Source organism: Sphingomonas sp. CFBP 8765 (genome assembly GCF_014841445.1).
Classification (GTDB): Bacteria; Pseudomonadota; Alphaproteobacteria; order Sphingomonadales; family Sphingomonadaceae; genus Sphingomonas; species Sphingomonas aerolata.
Map to the genome: position 1 here is coordinate 113,236 of NZ_JACYTY010000006.1, position 19,310 is coordinate 132,545.

At 68.4% G+C, this 19,310-nt stretch carries 19 protein-coding genes; 2 read left to right on the top strand and 17 right to left on the bottom strand.

Features of this window, described 5'->3' with window-relative positions:
• Positions 1–5 precede the first annotated feature (5 nt).
• From IFT87_RS15590 to IFT87_RS15615, 6 genes are all read right to left on the bottom strand, one after another.
• On the bottom strand, positions 6–1,340 hold the full coding sequence (locus IFT87_RS15590) for a S41 family peptidase (RefSeq protein ID WP_031439957.1): 1,335 nt from the start codon (positions 1,338–1,340) through the stop codon (positions 6–8).
• Between the two features lie 112 nt (positions 1,341–1,452).
• Entirely contained in the window at positions 1,453–2,640 is a 1,188-nt protein-coding gene (locus IFT87_RS15595; RefSeq protein ID WP_342211174.1) for a murein hydrolase activator EnvC family protein, read from the bottom strand.
• 2 nt (positions 2,641–2,642) lie between these two features.
• Positions 2,643–3,065: a 23S rRNA (pseudouridine(1915)-N(3))-methyltransferase RlmH gene (locus IFT87_RS15600; protein WP_031395979.1), complete on the bottom strand. Its 423-nt coding sequence runs from the start codon at positions 3,063–3,065 to the stop codon at positions 2,643–2,645.
• A 16-nt stretch (positions 3,066–3,081) separates the two neighbouring features.
• On the bottom strand, positions 3,082–3,495 hold the full coding sequence (gene rsfS / locus IFT87_RS15605; protein WP_031395980.1) for a ribosome silencing factor: 414 nt from the start codon (positions 3,493–3,495) through the stop codon (positions 3,082–3,084).
• Between the two features lie 13 nt (positions 3,496–3,508).
• On the bottom strand, positions 3,509–4,111 hold the full coding sequence (locus IFT87_RS15610) for a nicotinate-nucleotide adenylyltransferase (RefSeq protein WP_031441652.1): 603 nt from the start codon (positions 4,109–4,111) through the stop codon (positions 3,509–3,511).
• Positions 4,112–4,144: 33 nt separating this feature from the next.
• Complete coding sequence (locus IFT87_RS15615; RefSeq protein WP_192191210.1) at positions 4,145–5,419, bottom strand: glutamate-5-semialdehyde dehydrogenase; 1,275 nt, start codon at positions 5,417–5,419, stop codon at positions 4,145–4,147.
• A 62-nt stretch (positions 5,420–5,481) separates the two neighbouring features.
• Here IFT87_RS15615 and IFT87_RS15620 point away from each other — a divergent pair, with 62 nt between their 5' ends.
• On the top strand, positions 5,482–6,567 hold the full coding sequence (locus IFT87_RS15620) for a DUF3667 domain-containing protein (RefSeq protein ID WP_192191211.1): 1,086 nt from the start codon (positions 5,482–5,484) through the stop codon (positions 6,565–6,567).
• 65 nt (positions 6,568–6,632) lie between these two features.
• On the opposite strand, the gene IFT87_RS15625 is transcribed toward IFT87_RS15620, so the two are convergent.
• From IFT87_RS15625 to IFT87_RS15660, 8 genes are all read right to left on the bottom strand, one after another.
• Entirely contained in the window at positions 6,633–7,010 is a 378-nt protein-coding gene (locus IFT87_RS15625; protein ID WP_235188337.1) for a hypothetical protein, read from the bottom strand.
• Between the two features lie 64 nt (positions 7,011–7,074).
• On the bottom strand, positions 7,075–9,054 hold the full coding sequence (gene ftsH / locus IFT87_RS15630) for an ATP-dependent zinc metalloprotease FtsH (RefSeq protein WP_031396187.1): 1,980 nt from the start codon (positions 9,052–9,054) through the stop codon (positions 7,075–7,077).
• Between the two features lie 104 nt (positions 9,055–9,158).
• Complete coding sequence (tilS, locus tag IFT87_RS15635) at positions 9,159–10,178, bottom strand: tRNA lysidine(34) synthetase TilS (protein WP_192191212.1); 1,020 nt, start codon at positions 10,176–10,178, stop codon at positions 9,159–9,161.
• 31 nt (positions 10,179–10,209) lie between these two features.
• Positions 10,210–11,127 carry a YbgF trimerization domain-containing protein gene (locus IFT87_RS15640; RefSeq protein WP_031440315.1) on the bottom strand — a complete coding sequence of 306 codons (918 nt, stop codon included), beginning with the start codon at positions 11,125–11,127 and terminating at the stop codon, positions 10,210–10,212.
• A 68-nt stretch (positions 11,128–11,195) separates the two neighbouring features.
• On the bottom strand, positions 11,196–12,065 hold the full coding sequence (locus IFT87_RS15645) for a helix-turn-helix domain-containing protein (protein WP_052149326.1): 870 nt from the start codon (positions 12,063–12,065) through the stop codon (positions 11,196–11,198).
• A 102-nt stretch (positions 12,066–12,167) separates the two neighbouring features.
• Complete coding sequence (gene ptsP, locus IFT87_RS15650) at positions 12,168–14,441, bottom strand: phosphoenolpyruvate--protein phosphotransferase (RefSeq protein ID WP_031396191.1); 2,274 nt, start codon at positions 14,439–14,441, stop codon at positions 12,168–12,170.
• 94 nt (positions 14,442–14,535) lie between these two features.
• Positions 14,536–15,561: a Holliday junction branch migration DNA helicase RuvB gene (gene ruvB, locus IFT87_RS15655; RefSeq protein WP_192003246.1), complete on the bottom strand. Its 1,026-nt coding sequence runs from the start codon at positions 15,559–15,561 to the stop codon at positions 14,536–14,538.
• Between the two features lie 76 nt (positions 15,562–15,637).
• A complete protein-coding gene (locus IFT87_RS15660; RefSeq protein WP_037532038.1) occupies positions 15,638–16,699 on the bottom strand; it encodes an SDR family oxidoreductase in 1,062 nt (353 codons plus the stop codon).
• Between the two features lie 117 nt (positions 16,700–16,816).
• Here IFT87_RS15660 and IFT87_RS15665 point away from each other — a divergent pair, with 117 nt between their 5' ends.
• On the top strand, positions 16,817–17,236 hold the full coding sequence (locus IFT87_RS15665; RefSeq protein WP_052149327.1) for a winged helix-turn-helix transcriptional regulator: 420 nt from the start codon (positions 16,817–16,819) through the stop codon (positions 17,234–17,236).
• A gap of 2 nt (positions 17,237–17,238) precedes the next feature.
• Here IFT87_RS15665 and ruvA read toward each other — a convergent pair whose 3' ends face one another.
• From ruvA to IFT87_RS15680, 3 genes are all read right to left on the bottom strand, one after another.
• Positions 17,239–17,838 carry a Holliday junction branch migration protein RuvA gene (ruvA, locus tag IFT87_RS15670; protein WP_031440320.1) on the bottom strand — a complete coding sequence of 200 codons (600 nt, stop codon included), beginning with the start codon at positions 17,836–17,838 and terminating at the stop codon, positions 17,239–17,241.
• Positions 17,835–18,341, bottom strand: coding sequence for a crossover junction endodeoxyribonuclease RuvC (gene ruvC / locus IFT87_RS15675; protein ID WP_031395213.1), 507 nt, complete (start codon positions 18,339–18,341; stop codon positions 17,835–17,837). The genes ruvA and ruvC overlap by 4 nt, the downstream gene beginning before the upstream one ends.
• A 201-nt stretch (positions 18,342–18,542) precedes the next feature.
• Positions 18,543–19,286, bottom strand: a complete 744-nt coding sequence (locus IFT87_RS15680) for a YebC/PmpR family DNA-binding transcriptional regulator (RefSeq protein WP_031395214.1) — start codon at positions 19,284–19,286, stop codon at positions 18,543–18,545.
• Positions 19,287–19,310: the final 24 nt, after the last annotated feature.

The window sequence follows — 19,310 nt, forward strand, 5'->3', positions numbered from 1 at the left end:
TACGCTCACTTGACGGGTGCCTTGGTCGCGGCGGCGACCTGCGCGGCGCCGCCGAGCCGGGCGACCGTCTTCAGCGCATAATAAAGCTGGAAGTCCTCGACCCCCTGCTTCTTCAGCGCCTCGGGCGTCGCCGAGAAGCGCGGATCGTCCTTGGTATCTTCCTCGAGCACCGCATTGTCGGCCTTCACCTCGTTGATCAGGTGACGACGCAGGTCGGCCTCGCGGAACACCGGGCGCGCCTTGTGATCGGGATCGCTGATCTGGGGCACGCGGATATCGGGTTCGATTCCGCCCTCTTGGACGGACCGGCCCGACGGCGTGAAGTAGCGCGCGGTCGTCAGGCGCAACGCGGTCTCGGGCCCGAGCTGGAGCACGGTCTGGACCGATCCCTTGCCGAAGGTGCGTTCGCCCATGATCAGCGCGCGGTGATGATCCTGCAGCGCGCCGGCGACGATCTCGGAGGCCGATGCGGTCCCTGGATCGGTCAGCACGACGACCGGCAGGCCATGCGCGTCGTCGCCGGGCTTGGCGTAGTAGCGCTCGATATCCGTCTTCTCGCGGCCGCGCTGCGACACGATCTCACCGTGATCGAGGAACGCGTCGCTGACTGCGATCGCCTGGGTCAGCAGACCTCCGCCATTCTGCCGCAGGTCGACGACATAGCCGAGCGGACGGTGCCCCAGTGACTTGTCGATCGCCATGATCGCCGCGCGCGTGTCCGCGCCGGTATTCTCGCTGAAGGTGTTGATGTTGATATAACCGACATCGCCGCGCACCTCCCATTTCACCGGCTTCTGGACGATGATCTCGCGCAGCATCGACACGTCGAGCGGCTTGTCGCGACCCGGCCGGACGAGCCCCAGCGTGATCTTGCTGCCGGGCTTGCCGCGCATCTGCGCGACCGCCTCGTCGAGCGAATCGCCGTAGATCAGCTTGCCGTTGATATGCGTGATGTAATCGCCCGACTTGACGCCCGCGCGCGCGGCGGGCGAGTCTTCCTGCGGGGTGACGACCTTGATCGCGCCGTCCTCCATCTGCACCGTCAGGCCGAGGCCGCCATAATTGCCTTCGGTCATGATCCGCAGATTCTCGTAATCCAGCGCGTCGACATAGCTCGAATGCGGGTCGAGGCTTGCGAGCATCCCCTGGATCGCGCCCTTGATCAGCGTCTTGTCATCGACCTTGTCGACATATTCCGCCTTCACGCGGTTGAAGACGTCGAGAAACTGGTCGAACTCGCGATACGTGTCGGTATCGACCGCCGCCATCGCCGAGGTGGCCAGCGGCACGAGGGTCAGCGCGCCGAGGATGGCGGTAGCGGTAAGGATCGGACGTGGCATCTAAGGTCCTGAAACCGGGGGAAGGCACAGCGTAGCGGTATAGTGCGCGCGGAGCAAAGCCGCGACGGTCTTCGCGGTCTGGCGAATGGACGCCCGACCGGTTCTTGGTTGATTAGCCGATCAATGCGGCCGCGTCGACGGGTCGCCCGCGCCGCCGAAGCTCGACCGTGATCAGCGGATCCTCGCCCCCCGGCGCGGTGCCGATCCGCGATCCGGCGGCGACGCGGACGCCCGGTTTCACCCCGGTGTCGGCAAGCCCGGTCAACAGCGTCGTCCAGCCATCGCCGTGATCGAGGATCACGATCCGGCCATAACCGCGAAACGCCCGGGCGTAACGGACGATGCCCGCCGCCGGCGCGACTACGCGCGCGTCCGGCGCGACCGCGAAGGTCAGCCCGCGCGATCGCACGCCCACATCGGACACCGCGTCGAAGCCGGTGACGAGCCGGCCGCGTACGGGCAGGCGATAGGCACCGCGGACACGGGCTGCGGGGATGCTGCCGGGGGCAAGCGGCCGCGGCACCGGCCCCGCCAGCGCCGCCAGGTCGAGCGCGGCCGCCTCCGCACTGCCCGACTCGGCGAGGCTGTCGACCAGGTCGCGCGCGCGCTCGCCCAGCGCGATCGCGCGATCGGATTCGCCGATCGCGCCGCGCCCCAGGGCCTGGCTGCGACGGCGATGCGTCGCCTCGAGTTTGGCGAGCGCGACGCGTTGTGCCTCGAGCCGGATCCGTCCGTCACGCAGCGCGCATGCCGCCTGCGCTGCGCCCGCCTGCAGGCGCCGGGTCCGCCGGAGCGCGGTGCGCACCGCGTCGGCCCGTAGCCGGACCGCGGGCAAGGCGGTGCCCAGAACCGCGCGGACATGAACCAGATCATCGACCGATCCGGGCTGTGCGACCGCGACGATCGTCGGCCGCCGCGCCAGCGATTGCAGCGCCGCCAGCAACCGCGCGATCGGCGACTGGACGACGCCCAGGGCCGCGCGTTGTTCGGTGAGCAACTGTTCGAGGATCGCGAGGCGGATCCGTGCGGCGGCGATATCGGCGCGGGTCGCGTCGATCCTTGCCGCCATTGCGCGCGCCTCGGCCCTGGCGCGCTCGGCCGCATCGCGCTCCTGCGACGCGGCGGCGGCCAGACGCTCGGCGCGTATCGCCGCGATCCGCGCGCCGCGCCTTGCCTCGATCAGTCGCAGCTGCGGTGTCGCCGCCGCGCTCGCGCGCGGGGTGGCGGCAAGACCAAGGGCGACTGCCGCGAACAGCAACAGCACCGCCGATGACAGGCGCGATGACGCGGTGATCCGCACGATCAGCCTTCGCGGTGATACGGGTGGTTGGCCAGGATGCTCGTCGCACGGAAGAGCTGTTCGGCGAGCATCGCCCGGGCCAGCAGATGCGGCCAGGTCGCGCGGCCGAAGGAGACCAGCAGGTCGGCCTCGTCGCGCGCGGCGTCGTCGAACCCGTCGGCCGCACCGATCATGAACCGGGCCTCGCGCACGCCGTCGTCACGCCACCGCTCGAGCACGCGCGCGAACGCCATGGACGACAGGACGTCGCCCTTTTCGTCGAGCAGGATCCGCCGGGTCTGGTCGCCGACCGGGGGAATCCGCCCCCCGGTGTCGGGAAGCTCGGACACCTTGGTCGGCCAGGCGATCCGCTTCAGATAGCGATCAACGAGTTCGGCTTCGGGCGATCGCCCGATCCGGCCGCGGGCGACGATATGCAGCAGCATCGCCCGCGCACCCGGATCAGTCTTGGTCGGACAGGTCGGCGAACGGAGCGGTCGGTGGCGTCGGCGCATCGCCGAACGCCCACATCCGCTCGAGATTGTAGAAGCTGCGGACTTCGGGGCGGAACAGGTGGACGATGATGTCGGTGGCGTCGATCAGGACCCAGTCCGCGGTCGGCAGCCCCTCGATCTTCACCGGACGCTTGAACTCGGCCTTGATACGCTCGGCCAGCTTCTGTGCCATCGAGGCGACCTGGCGGGTCGAACGGCCGCTGGCGATCACCATGTAATCGGCGATGCTCGTCTTGCCCGCGAGCGGGATCGAGATGGTCTCGACCGCCTGGTCGTCATCGAGCGACGCGAGGATCAGGCGATGCAGCGCCTCAACCTCTTCGGGGTCGGTCGCGCGAGGGGCAGTAGGGGAAGTGGCCAAGTCAGCTCCTGGGTCAGGTTACCGGCCCGGCAACATGCTGGAACCAGTCGGGATTTTCGGCGCGCAGGCCGGTTGCGGAGGTCGGGTCGGGTCGGAAGCGCAACAGCACAAGGGCCGGCAATCTCCACGTCGTCCAGCTCTTCGCATGGTCTGTGCGCCGTTGGAAGCGCCGCAGCCAACCCATCGCGGGGGCCGCGAGGGCGCGCCCGTCATATCCCGGCCGAGCGATTACCGCAATCGGAACCTCGCGGGCGATCGCGCGCCAGTTCTTCCACCGGTGGAAGTCGGCGAGATTGTCCGCACCCATCAGCCAGATGAAGCGGATCTTCGGATGGCGCCGCCTGAGCTTGCGGATCGTGTCGAGCGTGTAGCGGGTGTGGAGCCGGGTCTCGATATCGGTGGCGCGGATCGGCGCGCGCCGCGCCATCCGTCGCGCCGAGGCGAGCCGCGCGGACAGCGGCGCCATGTCGCGCGCCGCCTCTTTCAGCGGATTGCCCGGCGAGACGAGCCACCACGCCTCGTCGAGCGCGAGCGCCTCGATCGCCGACAGCGTGATCGCGCGGTGCCCCCGGTGCGCCGGGTTGAACGATCCGCCGAGAATGCCGACGCGGGTCATGGCGTCACGCGCGACGCCGATCGGCCCGACACCTCACCCGCGCACCTGCCCCGTGCCACGCCCGATCCACTTGTAGGTCGTCAGCCCCTCGAGAGCGACCGGGCCGCGCGCGTGGAGCCGCCCGGTGGCGATGCCGATCTCAGCACCCAGCCCGAATTCGCCGCCATCGGCAAACTGGGTCGAGGCGTTCCACAGCACGATCGCGCTGTCGACCTGCGCGAGAAACCGCTCGGCGACGTCCGCATCGGCCGCGACGATCGCATCGGTATGGTGCGACCCGTGCCGCGCGATATGCGCGACCGCGCCGTCCAGTCCGTCGACGATCGCGACCGCGGCGATCGCGTCGAGATATTCGGTATCCCAGTCCGCCGCGTCCGCCGCCGCGATTTCGGGCACGAGCGCGATCGCAGCCGCATCGCCCCGCACGACACAGCCTGTATCGGCCAGATGGCGGATCAGCGACGCCGCGCCAGCATAGCCGCGGTCGATCAGCAGCGTCTCCATCGCGCCGCAAATGCCGGTCCGGCGCATCTTCGCATCGACCACCACCGCCGCCGCCATCGCGGGGTCCGCGGACGCATCGACATAGACATGGTTGATCCCGTCGAGATGCGCGAGCACCGGCACGCGCGCCTCGGCCTGGACGCGCGCGACCAGGCTCTTGCCGCCGCGCGGGATGATCAGGTCGATCGCGCCGTCTGCCTTGAGCATCGCGCCGACCGCCGCGCGGTCGGTGGTCGGGACCAGCTGCACCGCGTCCGCGGGGACCCCGCCCGCGGCCAAGCCCTCGATCAACGCGGCGTGGATCGCGCGATTGCTCGCCACGGCTTCCGATCCGCCGCGCAGGATCGCGGCATTGCCTGCCATTACGCACAACGCCGCGGCGTCGGCGGTCACGTTCGGCCGGCTTTCATAGATGATCCCGATCACGCCGATCGGTACGCGGACCCGGCTGAGGACGAGGCCATTGGGACGTGCGCGCGAATCCATGATCTGGCCGACCGGATCGGCGAGCGCGGCAACCGCGGCGACGCCGTCCGCCATCGCCGCGATCCGCCCGGGATCGAGCCGCAACCGATCGAGCAGCGCCCCCGACAGCCCCGCGGCGGCCGCGCGCGCCATATCCTCACGGTTCGCCGCCTCGATCGCCGCCGCTGCGTCGCGCAGCGCCGCCGCCGCAGACACCAGCGCCGCGGCCTTGCGCGGAGTCGGCAGCGCCGCGAGCACGCCTGATGCGACGCGCGCGCGCGCGCCCATGTCGGCGATCAGGGTTTCAGAGTGCGTCTCGGCGTCGGGAAGGTCGGTCATGCCATCCGACTATCACGCCAAACCGACTCGCGCCAACGCCCGGGCTGCGTTACGCTTGCGTTATGAACGGGGACATGGGGGCAGCGGCGGACATCGCCACGGGGGCATTGGTCGGACGCGCGTTCGAACCATGTGCGGGCGAATCGACCGCAATCGGCAGGGCGCATGCAACGGGCGCGCTCTGTCTCAATTGCGGCACCGCGCTGATCGGCGCGCACTGCCATGCCTGTGGTCAGGCCGCGCATGTCCACCGGTCGCTCGGCGCGATCGGGCATGAGATTGCGCATGGCGTGTTCCATTTCGAGGGCAAGATCTGGCGCACGCTGCCGCTGCTCGTCTTGCATCCCGGCACGCTCACTCGGCGCTACGTCAATGGCGAGCGCGCGCGGTTCGTCTCGCCGCTCGCGCTGTTCCTGTTTACCGTCTTCCTGATGTTCGCGACGATCGGTGTGGTCGGTGGCGAGATAACCGAGCAGATCGCCGCCCCCACGACGCGCGACCGCGCCGAACTCGCACGCGGGCTGGACGAGGCCCGTGGCGAGCTCGCCCGCATCGAGCGGGACCGCGCGATCGCGGTGCGCGCGGGTCAATCGACCACCGATCTCGATACGCAGGCACTCGTCCTGCGCGGCAGCATCCGCGCGCTGACGAGCGCAAGCGGCACGACCAGACGCGACACGGACGATTTTACCTTCACCGACGTGAAGAAGACCGGCTGGCCACTGCTTGACCATGGCATCGCCAAGGCGAACGCCAATCCCCGCCTGATGATCTACAAGCTTCAGTCGAGCGCTTATAAATATAGCTGGGGGCTGATCCCGCTCTCGGTGCCGTTCATGGCACTGCTGTTCCTGTGGCGCCGCAAGCACCATCTCTACGATCACGCGATCTTCGTGACCTATTCGCTGGCGTTCATGATGCTGCTGGTGATCGCGCTGATGCTCGGCGGCATGGCGGGGCTGGCGAGCGGGTGGATCGTGATGGCGGGGTTGCTCGTCCCGCCGGTCCACATGTTCGCGCAGCTCCGTGGTGCCTATGCGCTCGGCAAGGTTTCGGCGGGATGGCGCACCGTCGCGCTGCTCACCTTCGCGTTCACCGTGCTGATCGCGTTCGTCGTGCTGATCCTGCTGCACGGCCTGACGGAGTAGACCTGGCCGCCAGCGATTGCTTGGCCTCGCCTCGACGAGCCCCTCTCCGCGTCCGGCTCACGCGCTCACCGACACGGGTATAAGTTTGCCAGCACGCGCGCATAGCCGTCCTTCAACGGCCGCTTCTGATAACTCGCCGGCAAGTCCGACAGGCCGTCGAGCATGTCCATGATTCCCACCGACTCCCCCTCGGGGACGCAGGCGATCGGCGGCTTGCCTGCCGCGGCGCGCGTTGCACGTTCGGCCTTCAGCTGCGTCGTCGCGGCCTTCGCCTCGGCCTTAAGTGCCGGGAAGTCGGGCGACATCAGCGCCATCGGCCCCTGATCGCGCAACGCATTGGCGCGGGCGAGAAACGTCCCCACGGTCATCGCCGCGGACGCGGGCATCGCCATCCCGCCCACGAGCATCGCGGCAATCACGGCCTTGGGAAGCACATACGACACGGGCGGCCTTTCCGAAGAAAAGACCGCCCATGGAGGCATTTAGCTGACTAGCCGCTGAACCGGATCAGGCGCCTAGCGGGGTCGGCGTTCCGAACGGCCCATTGGGTCGCCGGGTCTTGGGGATCGACGTCCCCGCCTTTGGTACGAGGCTTGCCTTCGCACCCGGGTCCGGCCGGTCGAGATCTTCGCCAGCGATCAGCTGCTTGATCTCGTCACCCGTCAGCGTCTCATATTCGAGCAGCGCGCCCGCGACCGTGTGGAGCTGGTCGACATGATCGCTCAGCACCTGCTTGGCACGATCGAGACCGCCTTCGACGATCCGCTTGATCTCGTCGTCGATCAGCTGCGCGGTCTGGTTCGACATGCGCGACGGACGGCTCGACGAGTAACCGAGGAACGATTCACCCTCGGGCTCGCCATATTCGAGTGGCCCGACCTTGTCCGACATGCCCCAACGCGTGACCATGTCGCGTGCCAGACCCGTGGCGTACTGGATGTCGCCGCTCGCGCCCGACGAGACCTTGTCGTAGCCGAAGATGACCTCCTCGGCGACACGACCACCCATCGACACCGCGAGGTTCGCGTACATCTTGTCGCGGTGATAGCTGTAGCTGTCACGCTCGGGCAGACGCATGACCATGCCCAGCGCACGACCGCGCGGGATGATCGTCGCCTTGTGGATCGGATCCGACGCGGCCTCGTGCATCGCGACGACGGCATGGCCGGCCTCGTGATACGCGGTCATCCGCTTCTCGTCGTCGGTCATGACCATGGAGCGACGCTCGGCGCCCATCATGACCTTGTCCTTGGCCTCCTCGAACTCGGCCATCGCCACCAGGCGCTTGCCCTTGCGCGCCGCATGCAGCGCCGCCTCGTTGACGAGGTTGGCGAGATCGGCACCCGAGAAGCCCGGCGTACCACGTGCGATGACGCGGGCATCGACGTCGGGTGCCAGCGGCACCTTCTTCATGTGCACTTCGAGAATCTTGATCCGGCCCTCGATATCCGGCCGCGGCACGACGACCTGGCGATCGAAGCGGCCCGGACGCAGCAGCGCAGGGTCGAGCACGTCGGGACGGTTGGTCGCGGCGATGATGATGATGCCTTCGTTGGCCTCGAAGCCGTCCATCTCGACCAGCAGCTGGTTCAGCGTTTGCTCGCGCTCATCATTGCCGTTGCCCAAGCCTGCACCGCGGTGGCGACCGACCGCGTCGATCTCGTCGATGAAGACGATGCACGGCGCGGACTTCTTGGCCTGCTCGAACATGTCGCGCACGCGGCTCGCGCCGACGCCGACGAACATCTCGACGAAATCGGAACCCGAGATCGTGAAGAACGGCACACCCGCCTCGCCAGCGATCGCGCGGGCGAGCAGCGTCTTGCCGGTACCCGGCGAGCCGACCAGCAATGCGCCCTTGGGGATCTTGCCGCCGAGGCGGGCGAACTTGGTCGGATCCTTCAGGAACTCGACGATCTCTTCCAGTTCCTCACGCGCCTCGTCGATGCCCGCGACGTCGGCAAAGGTGACCTTGCCTTCCTTTTGCGTCAGCATCTTCGCGCGGCTCTTGCCGAAGCCCATCGCGCCAGAGCCGGAATTCTTCTGCATCTGCTTCAGGACGAAAAACGCGATGCCGAGGAACAGCAGGAACGGCAGCGACTGATAGAGGAGCAGCGCCAGCATCGACGGCCCTTCCTCGGGCTTCGCGCTGATCGCCACGCCCTTTTCGCGCAGCTTGGGAACCAGCGTCGCGTCCTGGATCGGATAGGCCTTGAACTTCTCGCCGCTCGACAACGTACCCGAGATGATGTCGCGCGAGATGTTCACGTCCTTAACGGTGCCCTCGTCGACCTTGTCGAGGAACGCCGAATAGGCGATCGTGTTGCCGCTCGAGGTCGCGGTGCGGCCGTCGAACATGGTCACGAACAGCGCCAGCGCGACGAGAATGCCTACCCAAATGAGCAGGCTCTTCATCCACGGGCTGCCATTTTCGGGGCCCTGTGGCTTGTTGCCGCGGTTGTCCCCTCGATTGTCATTGTCGTTCATGGGTGCCGGATACCTTTCGAACCTACAAGATAAGCGCGCGCAGGTTAATGGCAATGGAACAAGCCGCGACTTGGCAGCAATCAATGTGTCCGCGCGGGACGAATCTACACCGAGCGACGTGGCGGCGCGGGACGGAAGCGCCAGACGCCCGCGCGCGGCGATGCGATCACCCCCGCCTGAGTCGCGCGCTTGCCCGCGATCAACGCATCGAGCAGCCGTTCGATATTGACCGCCGCGCTCCAGTCGCCCTCGATCGCCGCAACCGCGTCCGGCTCGGCGCCATCGCGCGCAGCCTCCGTCACCGCGTCGCGCAACACGCCGATCGCGCGCCGGACCATGCGGCGCAAAAGCTCGCGCGGCACGTCGCCGACGGTCAGCCGGACCTCGCCCGCCGCGACTTTCGCACGGTCGGCCCAGAGCCATTCGACCGCAGCGCGGACATCGGCATCCGCCTCCGCCAGTGCCGCGGCCGCGCGCGCCAGATTGGGGGTGCCCAGCCATTCGTTCGCGCCGAGCAACCGACGAAACCGCGTGCGGTCATGCCGATCGTCGTGGTTCGACGGATCGTCGAAGAACGGCACCTCGGCGCGGCGGACGATCGCGCGAAGCTCCGCCCGGCGCCAGTCGAGCAGCGGCCGGATGACGGGGATGCCCGCGACCTCGGTCCGGGCGCGCACGCCTGCCAGCCCCGCCAATCCCGACCCGCGCGCGGCGCGCATCAGGAACGTCTCGGCCTGGTCGTCGGCATGGTGCGCGGTGAGCACGCATCCCGCACCGATCGCGCGCGCATGGTCCGCGAGCAGCGCATAGCGGACGGTGCGCGCCTGCGCCTGAATGCTCGCCCCGGTGATCGGCTCGGTCGGTGCCAGCGTCGCGTGGCGGATGCCGAACGTCGCGCAATGCGCCGCCACCATCGCCGATTCGCCCGCGGCTTCGGGGCGCAGACGATGGTCGACGCTGGCCACGGTGAAACCAGTCCCGAGCGATTCCTGCGCGAGCGTCAGCATCGCCATGCTGTCGGGTCCGCCCGACACCGCGAGCACGGGCGATGTCAGCCCCGCGCCAAGCCTTGCAACCTCCGCTGCAAAACGCTGGGCCTCCTCGGTGAGGACAGGATCGCTCATCCTGCCGGCCACCACACGCCGCGATCTGCGCTCACTTGCACTTGGCGGTGGCTCGTCCGGCAGCGACCTTGGCGGTCATGTCGCGTGAGAGCTTGGCGCCATAGACGTCGTTGAGCTCGTCATACACCTTGCACGCATCGGCGGACTTGTTCAGCTTGGTCAGCGACTGGCCGAGATAATAGAGGCTTTCGGACGCCCGCTCACCATCGGGCATCTTCTTGTAATTGTCGTAGAATGCCATCGACGCGAGGCTCGGCTTGCCCTCGTCGAGATAGGCGCGGCCGAGCAGATTCTGTGCATAGCTCGCGCGCCGGTCCTTCGGATAGGTCGCGACCACCTTCTTCAGCTGCGTCTGCGCCTCGGCATAGCTCTTGGCCGCCCACAGCCGATAGCCGTAGAGATACTCGTCCTCGGCCGGATTGCCGGTCGACGGCTTCTCGACTGCGTTTGCTGGCCGCGCGGCGGCGGTGGCCCCCGATGGCCGCGCCGGCGGCCCGGCGTCCTCGTCCGGCCCCCCCGTGCCCTCGACGGCCGTTCCGGCTGCACCGGGCGCGCTGTTCGTCCGGGCGGCCTCGATCAGCTTCATCCGGTCGTCGGTTGCACGCCGATACGCGTCGAACTGCTCCTGCAGCTGGCGGATCTTGTACTCGGTCTGCTCGACCTGCCCGGTCATCGACGCAATCTGCTGTTCGAGCGAGGTCACGCGCTGCGCCAGATCGGCGACCGCGCTGGTGGCGGGCGTGCCAGGACCGGGGCCTGCGGTCGTCTGCGGACCCGTCACCTCGGGCTGCAGCAGCTGCCCTGCCCCGCCCGGGAACACCTTGCGCTGGACCGCGCGCATCTCGCTTTCGAGCTTGCCGACACGACCTTCGACGTTCGACTGTGCGGATGCCGCGACGGGCAGCGATGCACCGGCAAGCAGAATGCCGACGATGATGGACTTATGCATGGGCTATACCCCCCGGGGCACTGGATAAGACGAGCGATATAGCTGCAACATCATTCCTGTCGCCAGCCTTAAGGCGTTCCCGATGCATTGCCCGGTGCCCCCTCGGCGACGGCATCGCCACCGCTCGCGGCAGGCGCGCCGTTCAGCCGTGCGGCAATCGCCGGGGCGCCGACGCGGACGTCCTTGATCGCGCGTTCGCCGGTTCCCAGCGGCGGCACGTTCGAGCCGTTGAGCGTGACCGTCAGCTTGTCCGGGCGACCGACGTTGATCATCGGATCCTTCGCGTCGCGCGGCACGTCGAACCGGTCGCCGGCCTTCATCGTCCCCAGATACAGCGTCTTGTTGTCGGCATCATAGACGCGCATCCACACCTCGTCGGTCGCGGCAAGCGTGACCTGCCCGGTCTCCAGCGCCGGCGCCGCGGGCGTCGCTGCGGGGGAGGCCGGCGTCGGGCTGGGCACTTCGGCGACCGTCGCCACCGATCCCGCCGCAGACCCGGACGTGGTCGCGCCGCCACGGAACAGGTCGGTCCCGTACCAGATGCCGACCAGGATCAGCACGGCCAGCGCGATGCCGAGCGCGATCACCGCAACGCCGCGCGAGGGTACGCGCGACGGATCGGACATTTCATAGGGTTCGTATTCGGGCGTGCGGCGCACGATCTTGCCGAGCTCGGCGCGCACGAGATTGGCCACCCGCACCTCGTCCGCGCCGACCGCGCGGGCATAGGCCTTAGCGAACCCGACCGCATAGGTCGACGACGGCAAAGTCGCGTAATCAGACGCCTCGATCGCCTCGAGATGCCGCAGCGGCACGCGCGTCCGGCCCCCGACATCGGCGATCGTCAGCCCCTGTGCCTCGCGCGTTGCACGCAGGATATCGCCGGCCCGTTCGGGCGAGGCGGGCGGAGGGATCTGCCCGGTTGCGACGTCGTCCATTCTTGTCTCCGATTATGGGCTGTAGCGCGCGCCCATCAAGGCGGGTCATGTTCCAGAGCCAATAACCCATGTCAACGCGAAGGCCCTAGCGAAACCCGCGCGTCAGGCCAGCTCGACACCGTTTTCCGTTGCCCAGTCGGTCAGCACGGCGCGCATGTCGCGCGGTGGATCGGCGAGCAGGGCCGTCATCTTCGCGGTGATCGCCGCCAGATCGAGCGAGCGCGCCATCGCCTTGATCGGCCCGACCGCCGCCGGGGTGATCGACAGCCGGTCGATCCCGATCCCCGCCAGCGCCATCGCCTCGAGCGGACGCCCGCCCATCTCGCCGCACACGCCGAGATCGACACCGGCCGCGCGCGCAGGCTCGACGAGCCGGGCAAGGAACCGCAAAATCGACGGGCTCAGCCAGTCATAGCGCTCGGCGAGCTTGGGATTGGCGCGGTCGGCGGCAAACAGGAACTGTGTCAGGTCATTGGTGCCGACCGACAGGAACTGGATCTTGGGCAGCAGGATGTCGAGCATCTCGGCAAGCGCTGGCACCTCGAGCATCGCGCCGTAGCGGATCGTCGTCGGCAGCTTGCGCCCGCGCCCCGCCAGCCAGCTCCGCTGCGCCTCGAACAGCGCCTTGGCCTCGTCGAACTCCCAGGGCTCGCTGACCATCGGGAACATGACGTTGAGCGTGCGCCCCGCCGCTGCTTCCAATAGCGCGCGCGCCTGCACCTTCATCAGTCCGTCGCGCTCGAGCCCCAGCCGCAGCGCGCGCCAGCCCATCGCCGGATTTTCCTCATCCGCGGCGGCCTTGTTGAGATAGGGCAGCGCCTTGTCGCCGCCGATATCGACGGTCCGGAAGATCACCGGCCGATCGCCCGCCACCTCCAGTACCTCGCGGTACAGCCGCTGCTGGCGCTCGCGCTGCGGCAGCGTCGCGGATACGAGAAACTGGAATTCGGTCCTGAACAGGCCGATCCCGTCCGCGCCGGTGATGTCGAGCGCGGCCGCATCGTCGCGCAGCCCGGCATTGACCATCAGCGTCAGCCGGTGGCCATCCTTCGTGATCGGCGGCACGTCGCGCAGCGCCGCAAACGCCGCCCTGCGCTTCTGCCGCAGCGCAAGCCGTGCCTCGAACGCCTCCTCCATCGCCGCGGAGGGCCGCGCGAACACATTGGCGTCGGCACTGTCGAGCAGCAGCAGGTCGCCCTCGGCGATCAGCCGCCGGACGTCGCGGACACGGCCGAGCACCGGCACGCCCATCGCCCGCGCGACGATCGTGACATGCGCGGTGAGCGACCCTTCCTCAAGGATTACCCCCTTCAACCGGCGCTTGTCATATTCGAGCAATTCGGCCGGCCCCAGATTACGCGCGATCAGGATCGTGTCCTGCCTGAGCCCCATCTGCGCCGCGGTACCCATCTGGCCCGACACGATCCGCAGCAGGCGGTTCGCCAGATCCTCCAGATCGTGCATCCGGTCGGCGAGCAGCGGATCGTCGATCTGCCGCATCCGCTGGCGGGTGCGCTGCTGGACGCGCTCGATCGCCGCCTCGGCGGTCAGCCCGGAATCGATCGCCTCGTTGATCCGCCGCGCCCAGCCCTCGTCATAGGCGAACATCTTGTAGGTCTCGAGGACCTCCTCATGCTCGCCGCCGACGCCGAACTCGGCCTCGCGCGTCATTCGCTCGATGCCTTCGCGCATCTTGTCGAACGCGGCATAGACGCGGTGCCGCTCGGCATCGGTGTCCTCGGCGACGGTATGCTCGATATGGATGCGCGGCTGGTGGAACACGGCAAAGCCCGCGCCCATCCCGTCGACCAGCTTCTGCCCCGGGATCCGCATCGCCGCGGTCGACTGCGGGCGATCCGACCCGCCGCCCGCGGTGTCGATCAGCCCGGCATTGGCGATCAGCTCGCTCAGCACCATCGCGACGGTCTGCAGCGCCTCGATCTCGACGTCCTGATATTTGCGCGTTTCGGCATGCTGCACTGCAAGAACGCCGACCGCGCGTTCACGCCGGATGATCGGAACCCCGGCAAAGCTGTGATAGCGCTCCTCGCCGGTCTCGGGCTTGTAGGCGAAATCGGGATGGCTCGCCGCCTCGTCGAGATTGAGCACCTCGACCTGCTGCGCAATCGTGCCGACCAGCCCCTCGCCCAGCGCCAGCTTGGTGACGTGCACCGCCTCCTGCGCAAGGCCGCGCGTCGCGAACAGCTCGAGCACGCCCTCGCGCAGGAGGTAGATCGAACAGACCTCGCTATCGATCGCCGCGGCGATGATGCCGACGACCGAATTAAGCTTGGCTTGCGCGGTCGTGCGCGCGGCCATCACGTCGTGAAGGCTGGTGAGGATCTCGCGGGCGGAGGCGGCGGCCGAAACGGGCATGGGGAGGAGCTACCAGATCAAGCGCTTGGGTGCCACGCAACAAAAGTATTCTTCTGCGCAAGCCCGGTCGAACGTCATTGCTGCATGCCCCGCCTCAAACGTCGAACAGCCCGTCCTGGCTCCCGACCGGGGGGCTGAGTCCGAGATGCTTCCAGCCGCCCGCGTTCATGCACCGCCCGCGCGCGGTCCGCGCGACCAGGCCGAGCTGGATCAGATAGGGCTCGATCACCTCCTCGATCGTATCGCGCGGTTCGCTGAGGCCTGCCGCCAGCGTTTCGACCCCGACCGGCCCGCCGCGATAAATGTCGGCGATCATCATCAGATAGCGCCGGTCCATCGCGTCGAGCCCCAGCGCATCGACCTCGAGCCGGTTGAGCGCGGCGTCGGCGGTACGCGCGTCGACGATCTCGGCGCCCGCGACATCGGCAAAGTCGCGAACCCGGCGGAGCAGCCGCCCGGCGATGCGCGGCGTGCCGCGTGCGCGCCGCGCCACCTCCATCGCCCCGTCCTTCGAAATCGCGAGCCCGAGCAGCCCAGCCGCACGCGTCACCACGCGTTCAAGCTCATCGACAGTATAGAATTGCAGCCGCACCGGGATGCCGAAGCGATCGCGCAGCGGCGTCGTCAACAGCCCCTGCCGCGTCGTCGCGCCGACCAGAGTAAAGCGCGGCAGGTCGATCCGCACGCTGCGTGCCGAGGGCCCCTCGCCAATCATCAGGTCGAGCGCGCGGTCCTCCATCGCCGGATACAGCACCTCCTCGACCGCGGGCTGCAACCGGTGGATCTCGTCGATGAACAGCACGTCGCCATCCTCGAGATTGGTCAGCAGCGCGGCGAGGTCGCCCGACTTGGCGATCACCGGCCCCGAAGTGGCGCGGAACCCCACCCCCATCTCTCGCGCGACGATCTGCGCGAGCGTGGTCTTGCCGAGTCCCGGCGGCCCGAAGAACAGCACATGGTCGAGCGCATCGCCGCGTGCCTTGGCCGCCTGGATGAAGATCCGCAGATTCTCGCGCGCGGCCTTCTGCCCGACGAATTCGTCGAGATTCTTGGGGCGCAGCGCCGCATCCACGTCCTCGGGGCGGCGGGCTGGCGTGAGCAGGCGTTCGGCATCGGTCATCAAGCCCGTTCCCTACCCGTTCACGCCCGCCCCTGTCACCCCGTCGCGCGCGTCCCGCCCGACCGGTCTATCCGATTCACGGGATCAGCCGGTCCGCGCGGAGCTGTGCGAAGAGGTCGAAGAACGCGTCGTCGGTCGGCTGGTAGCGCGTAAAGCCCATCCGCCGGCTCTTGCCCATGTCGGTGACGACCTCGATCGGCCGGCCGAGATCGGCGTCGGTGTGCCACGGCGAGGCGAGACGCGTGAGATCGGCCTCGACCAGCCCCTCGCGCTCTGCGATCCGCTGCCACACCACCGCGTCGTCCGCCATCTGCTCTTCGAGCGGCACGACCGTCCCGTCGAACGGCGCCGCCTCGATCCCGAACCAGTCCGCGATGCGCGACCACATCCAGCTCCAGCGGAACACGTCGCCATTGACGATGTTGAAGTCCTGGTTCGCCGCCTCGGGCGTCGTCGTCGCCCAGACGAGCTGCGCTGCGAGCTGCCGCGCGTCGGTCATGTCGGTCAGCCCGTTCCACTGCGCCGCCGATCCCGGAAAGCGGAACGGCCGCCCGGTCTCGCGGCACAGGGTCGCATAGGCCGCCAGCGTCGTCCCCATGTTCATCGCATTGCCGACCGCCTTGCCGATCACCGTATGCGGACGATGCACGCTCCAGCTGAAGCCGTCACGTTCGGCCGCGGCGAACACCTCGTCCTCCTGCGCATAATAGAAGTTCTCGACCTCGAGCCGGCCCTGCTCCTCGCGGAACGGCGTCTGCGGCAGCACGCCCTTACCATACGCCTCGAACGGCCCGAGATAATGCTTCAGGCCCGTCACCAGCGCGACATGCCGCACCGACTTGGCGGGACGCAGGCCGTCGAGCAGGTTGCGGACCATCGCGCCGTTGACGCGGATATTCTCCGCCTCGGTCGCCTGGCGCGACCAGGTCGAAACGAACACCGCGTCGGGCGCCAGATCCTTTAGCGCGGCGGCGGTGCCTGCCGCATCGGTCAGGTCGGCGGCGACCGGGTGCACGCCGGGCTGGTCAGACGGACGCCGCGCGAGGCCATGGACCGTCCATCCCTGTTCGATCAGCAGCGCCGCCGTCGCGCTGCCGACAATACCGCTCGTGCCAACCACCAATGCCGTCCGGGCCATCGTCATTCTCCGTTTCACTTGAATGCAGTAGCTAGGCATCGCCCGCGACGCGTTCTAGACGGCACCATTCGGGGCTCCGGGCACCTTTTGGGACCCAGCGACGTTCAGGGACCCAGTATGACAACGCCCCCCGATCACGATCCCGCCCCGGTTGCCGACGACTGGCGCGAGGACTGCGCACCGCGCCGGGTGCTCGACCTGTTTGCGACCAAATGGACGAGCATGGTCCTCCACACGCTCGACGCGCGGCACGAGGGCGGCGCGCGCACCGGCGTCCTCCACCGCAGCCTGCCCGGCATTTCGAAGAAGATGCTGACGCAGACGCTGCGCGACATGGAGACCAGCGGGCTGATCTTGCGCGACGTACTCGCGACGATGCCCCCCGCGGTCGAATATCGCCTGACGCCGCTCGGCAGGCGGTTCGTCGAGCCGGTCAATCTGCTCTACGACTGGGGCCGCACCAATGCCGACGCGCTCGACGCGTTCGGCCCCGGCCCCGCGCCCCGCCGGTCCGCCAAACGGCCCAAGACCGACTGAGACTAGGGCTTTGACGCCTTGCGCAGCGCCAGCCGGACGAGCGCGTCGAGCGTCGCGCCCGGCCCCAGTTCCTCGTCCGCCGCCGCCACCGCGACGCTCGCCTCAGCGGGCCGGAAGCCCAGGTTGAGCATCGCCGACACCGCATCCGCCGACGCGCCCGGCGCCGCATTGACCACCGCGGGCCCGAGCCCGAGCGCGATCCCGCCGACCTTGTCCTTCAATTCCATGACGATACGCTGGGCGAGCTTCGGCCCGACGCCGTTCGCGCGCGCGACCATCGCCTTGTCGCCGCTGGCGATCGCCCGCGACAGGTCGACGGGTTCGAGCGCGGACAGGATCGCGAGCGCAACCCGCGCGCCGACGCCCTGCACCGCGGTCAGCAACCGGAACCAGTCGCGCTCGTCCGCGCTCGAAAATCCGACGAGCCGCTGGAAATCCTCGCCGACCAGCAGTTCGGTGAAGACGGTGCAGGCCTCGCCGATCGGCCCGAGTGCCGACAGCGTGCGCGCCGACGCGCCGACCAGATAGCCGACCCCGCCGACATCGATCACCGCATGGTCGATCCCGGTCGAATCGAGCCGGCCCTTCAGATGGACGATCATGCGCCTACTCCCGTGCGTCGCGACAGCGCCGCCGCGCTCGCGACATGATGCGCGTGCGTGATCGCCACCGCCAGCGCGTCGGCGGCATCGGGGCCGGCGAGTTTCGCACCGGGCAGCAACACCGCCATCATCGCCTGGATCTGTTTCTTGTCCGCGCCGCCGGTGCCGACAACGCCCTTCTTGACGGTCGAGGGGTGGTATTCGCCGATATGCAGCCCCGCCCCCGCCGCCGCGAGCAGCACCACGCCGCGCGCCTGCCCCAGCTTCAGCGTCGACTGCGCATTGGTGTTGCCGAGCACCTCCTCGACCGCGGCGCCATCGGGTCGCTCGGCGCGGATCACGTCGAGCAACGCCGAATACAATGCCGTCAACCGCCGCGGCAGCGCCATCGACGGATCGGTCCGGATCTGGCCATTCGCAATATGGCTCAGCCGGTTCCCATCCGCCCGAATGACGCCCCAGCCCGTGGTGCCGAGGCCGGGGTCTAGTCCGAGGATGATCATGCGAAGAAAGAAGACTGGTTCGCGCGGAGGCGCGGAGGCGCGGAGGGGGTGCGCTTCTGACCGCTGTCGCGCGTAAGCGCGACCTTCACGCCATCGGGCATGCCTGCGGGTGTGACGCCGCTGGCGCGGAGGACGCATGCACGAAGCGCCACTCTCCGCGCCTCCGCGCCTCCGCGCGAACCAATCTTCCTTCTCACTGGCTCAACCCAGCGTCTCCATGATCTCGTCCGAGATCTCGTAATTGCCCCACACCGTCTGCACGTCGTCGTCATCGTCGAGCGCGTCGATCAGCTTAAACAAGGTCGCCGCATCGTCCGCATCGACCGCGACCATCGTCTGCGGCCGCCAGGCGAGCTTCGCGCCCTCGGCCTCGCCGAGCTTCGCCTCGAGCGCCTTGGCGACTTCGTGCAGATCGCCCTGCGCGGTCCAGACCTCGTGCCCGTCCTCGCTCGACGTCACGTCCTCGGCCCCCGCCTCAAGCGCAGCCTCGAACACCGTGTCGGCATCGCCCGCGCTCGCCGGATAGGAAATGAGCCCGACGCGGTCGAACGCATGGCTGACCGACCCGCCGGCACCCAGGTTACCGCCATTCTTGCCGACCGCGACGCGCACGTTGGTTGCGGTACGGTTGCGGTTGTCGGTCAGTGCCTCGATGATCAGCGACACGCCGCCCGGCCCGAAGCCCTCATAGCGGATCTCTTCGTAATTCTCGGCATCGCCGCGGCTCGCCTTGTCGATCGAGCGCTGGATGTTCTCCTTGGGCAGCGACGCCGCCTTGGCCGCGTTCACCGCGGCGCGCAGGCGCGGGTTCATGTCAACATCGGGCAGGCCCATCTTGGCCGCGACCGTGATTTCCCGGCTGAGCTTGCTGAACGCCGACGAGCGCTTCTTGTCCTGCGCACCCTTGCGATGCATGATGTTCTTATATTTGGAATGGCCTGCCATCTGTGCCTCTATAGCTGATGCGCC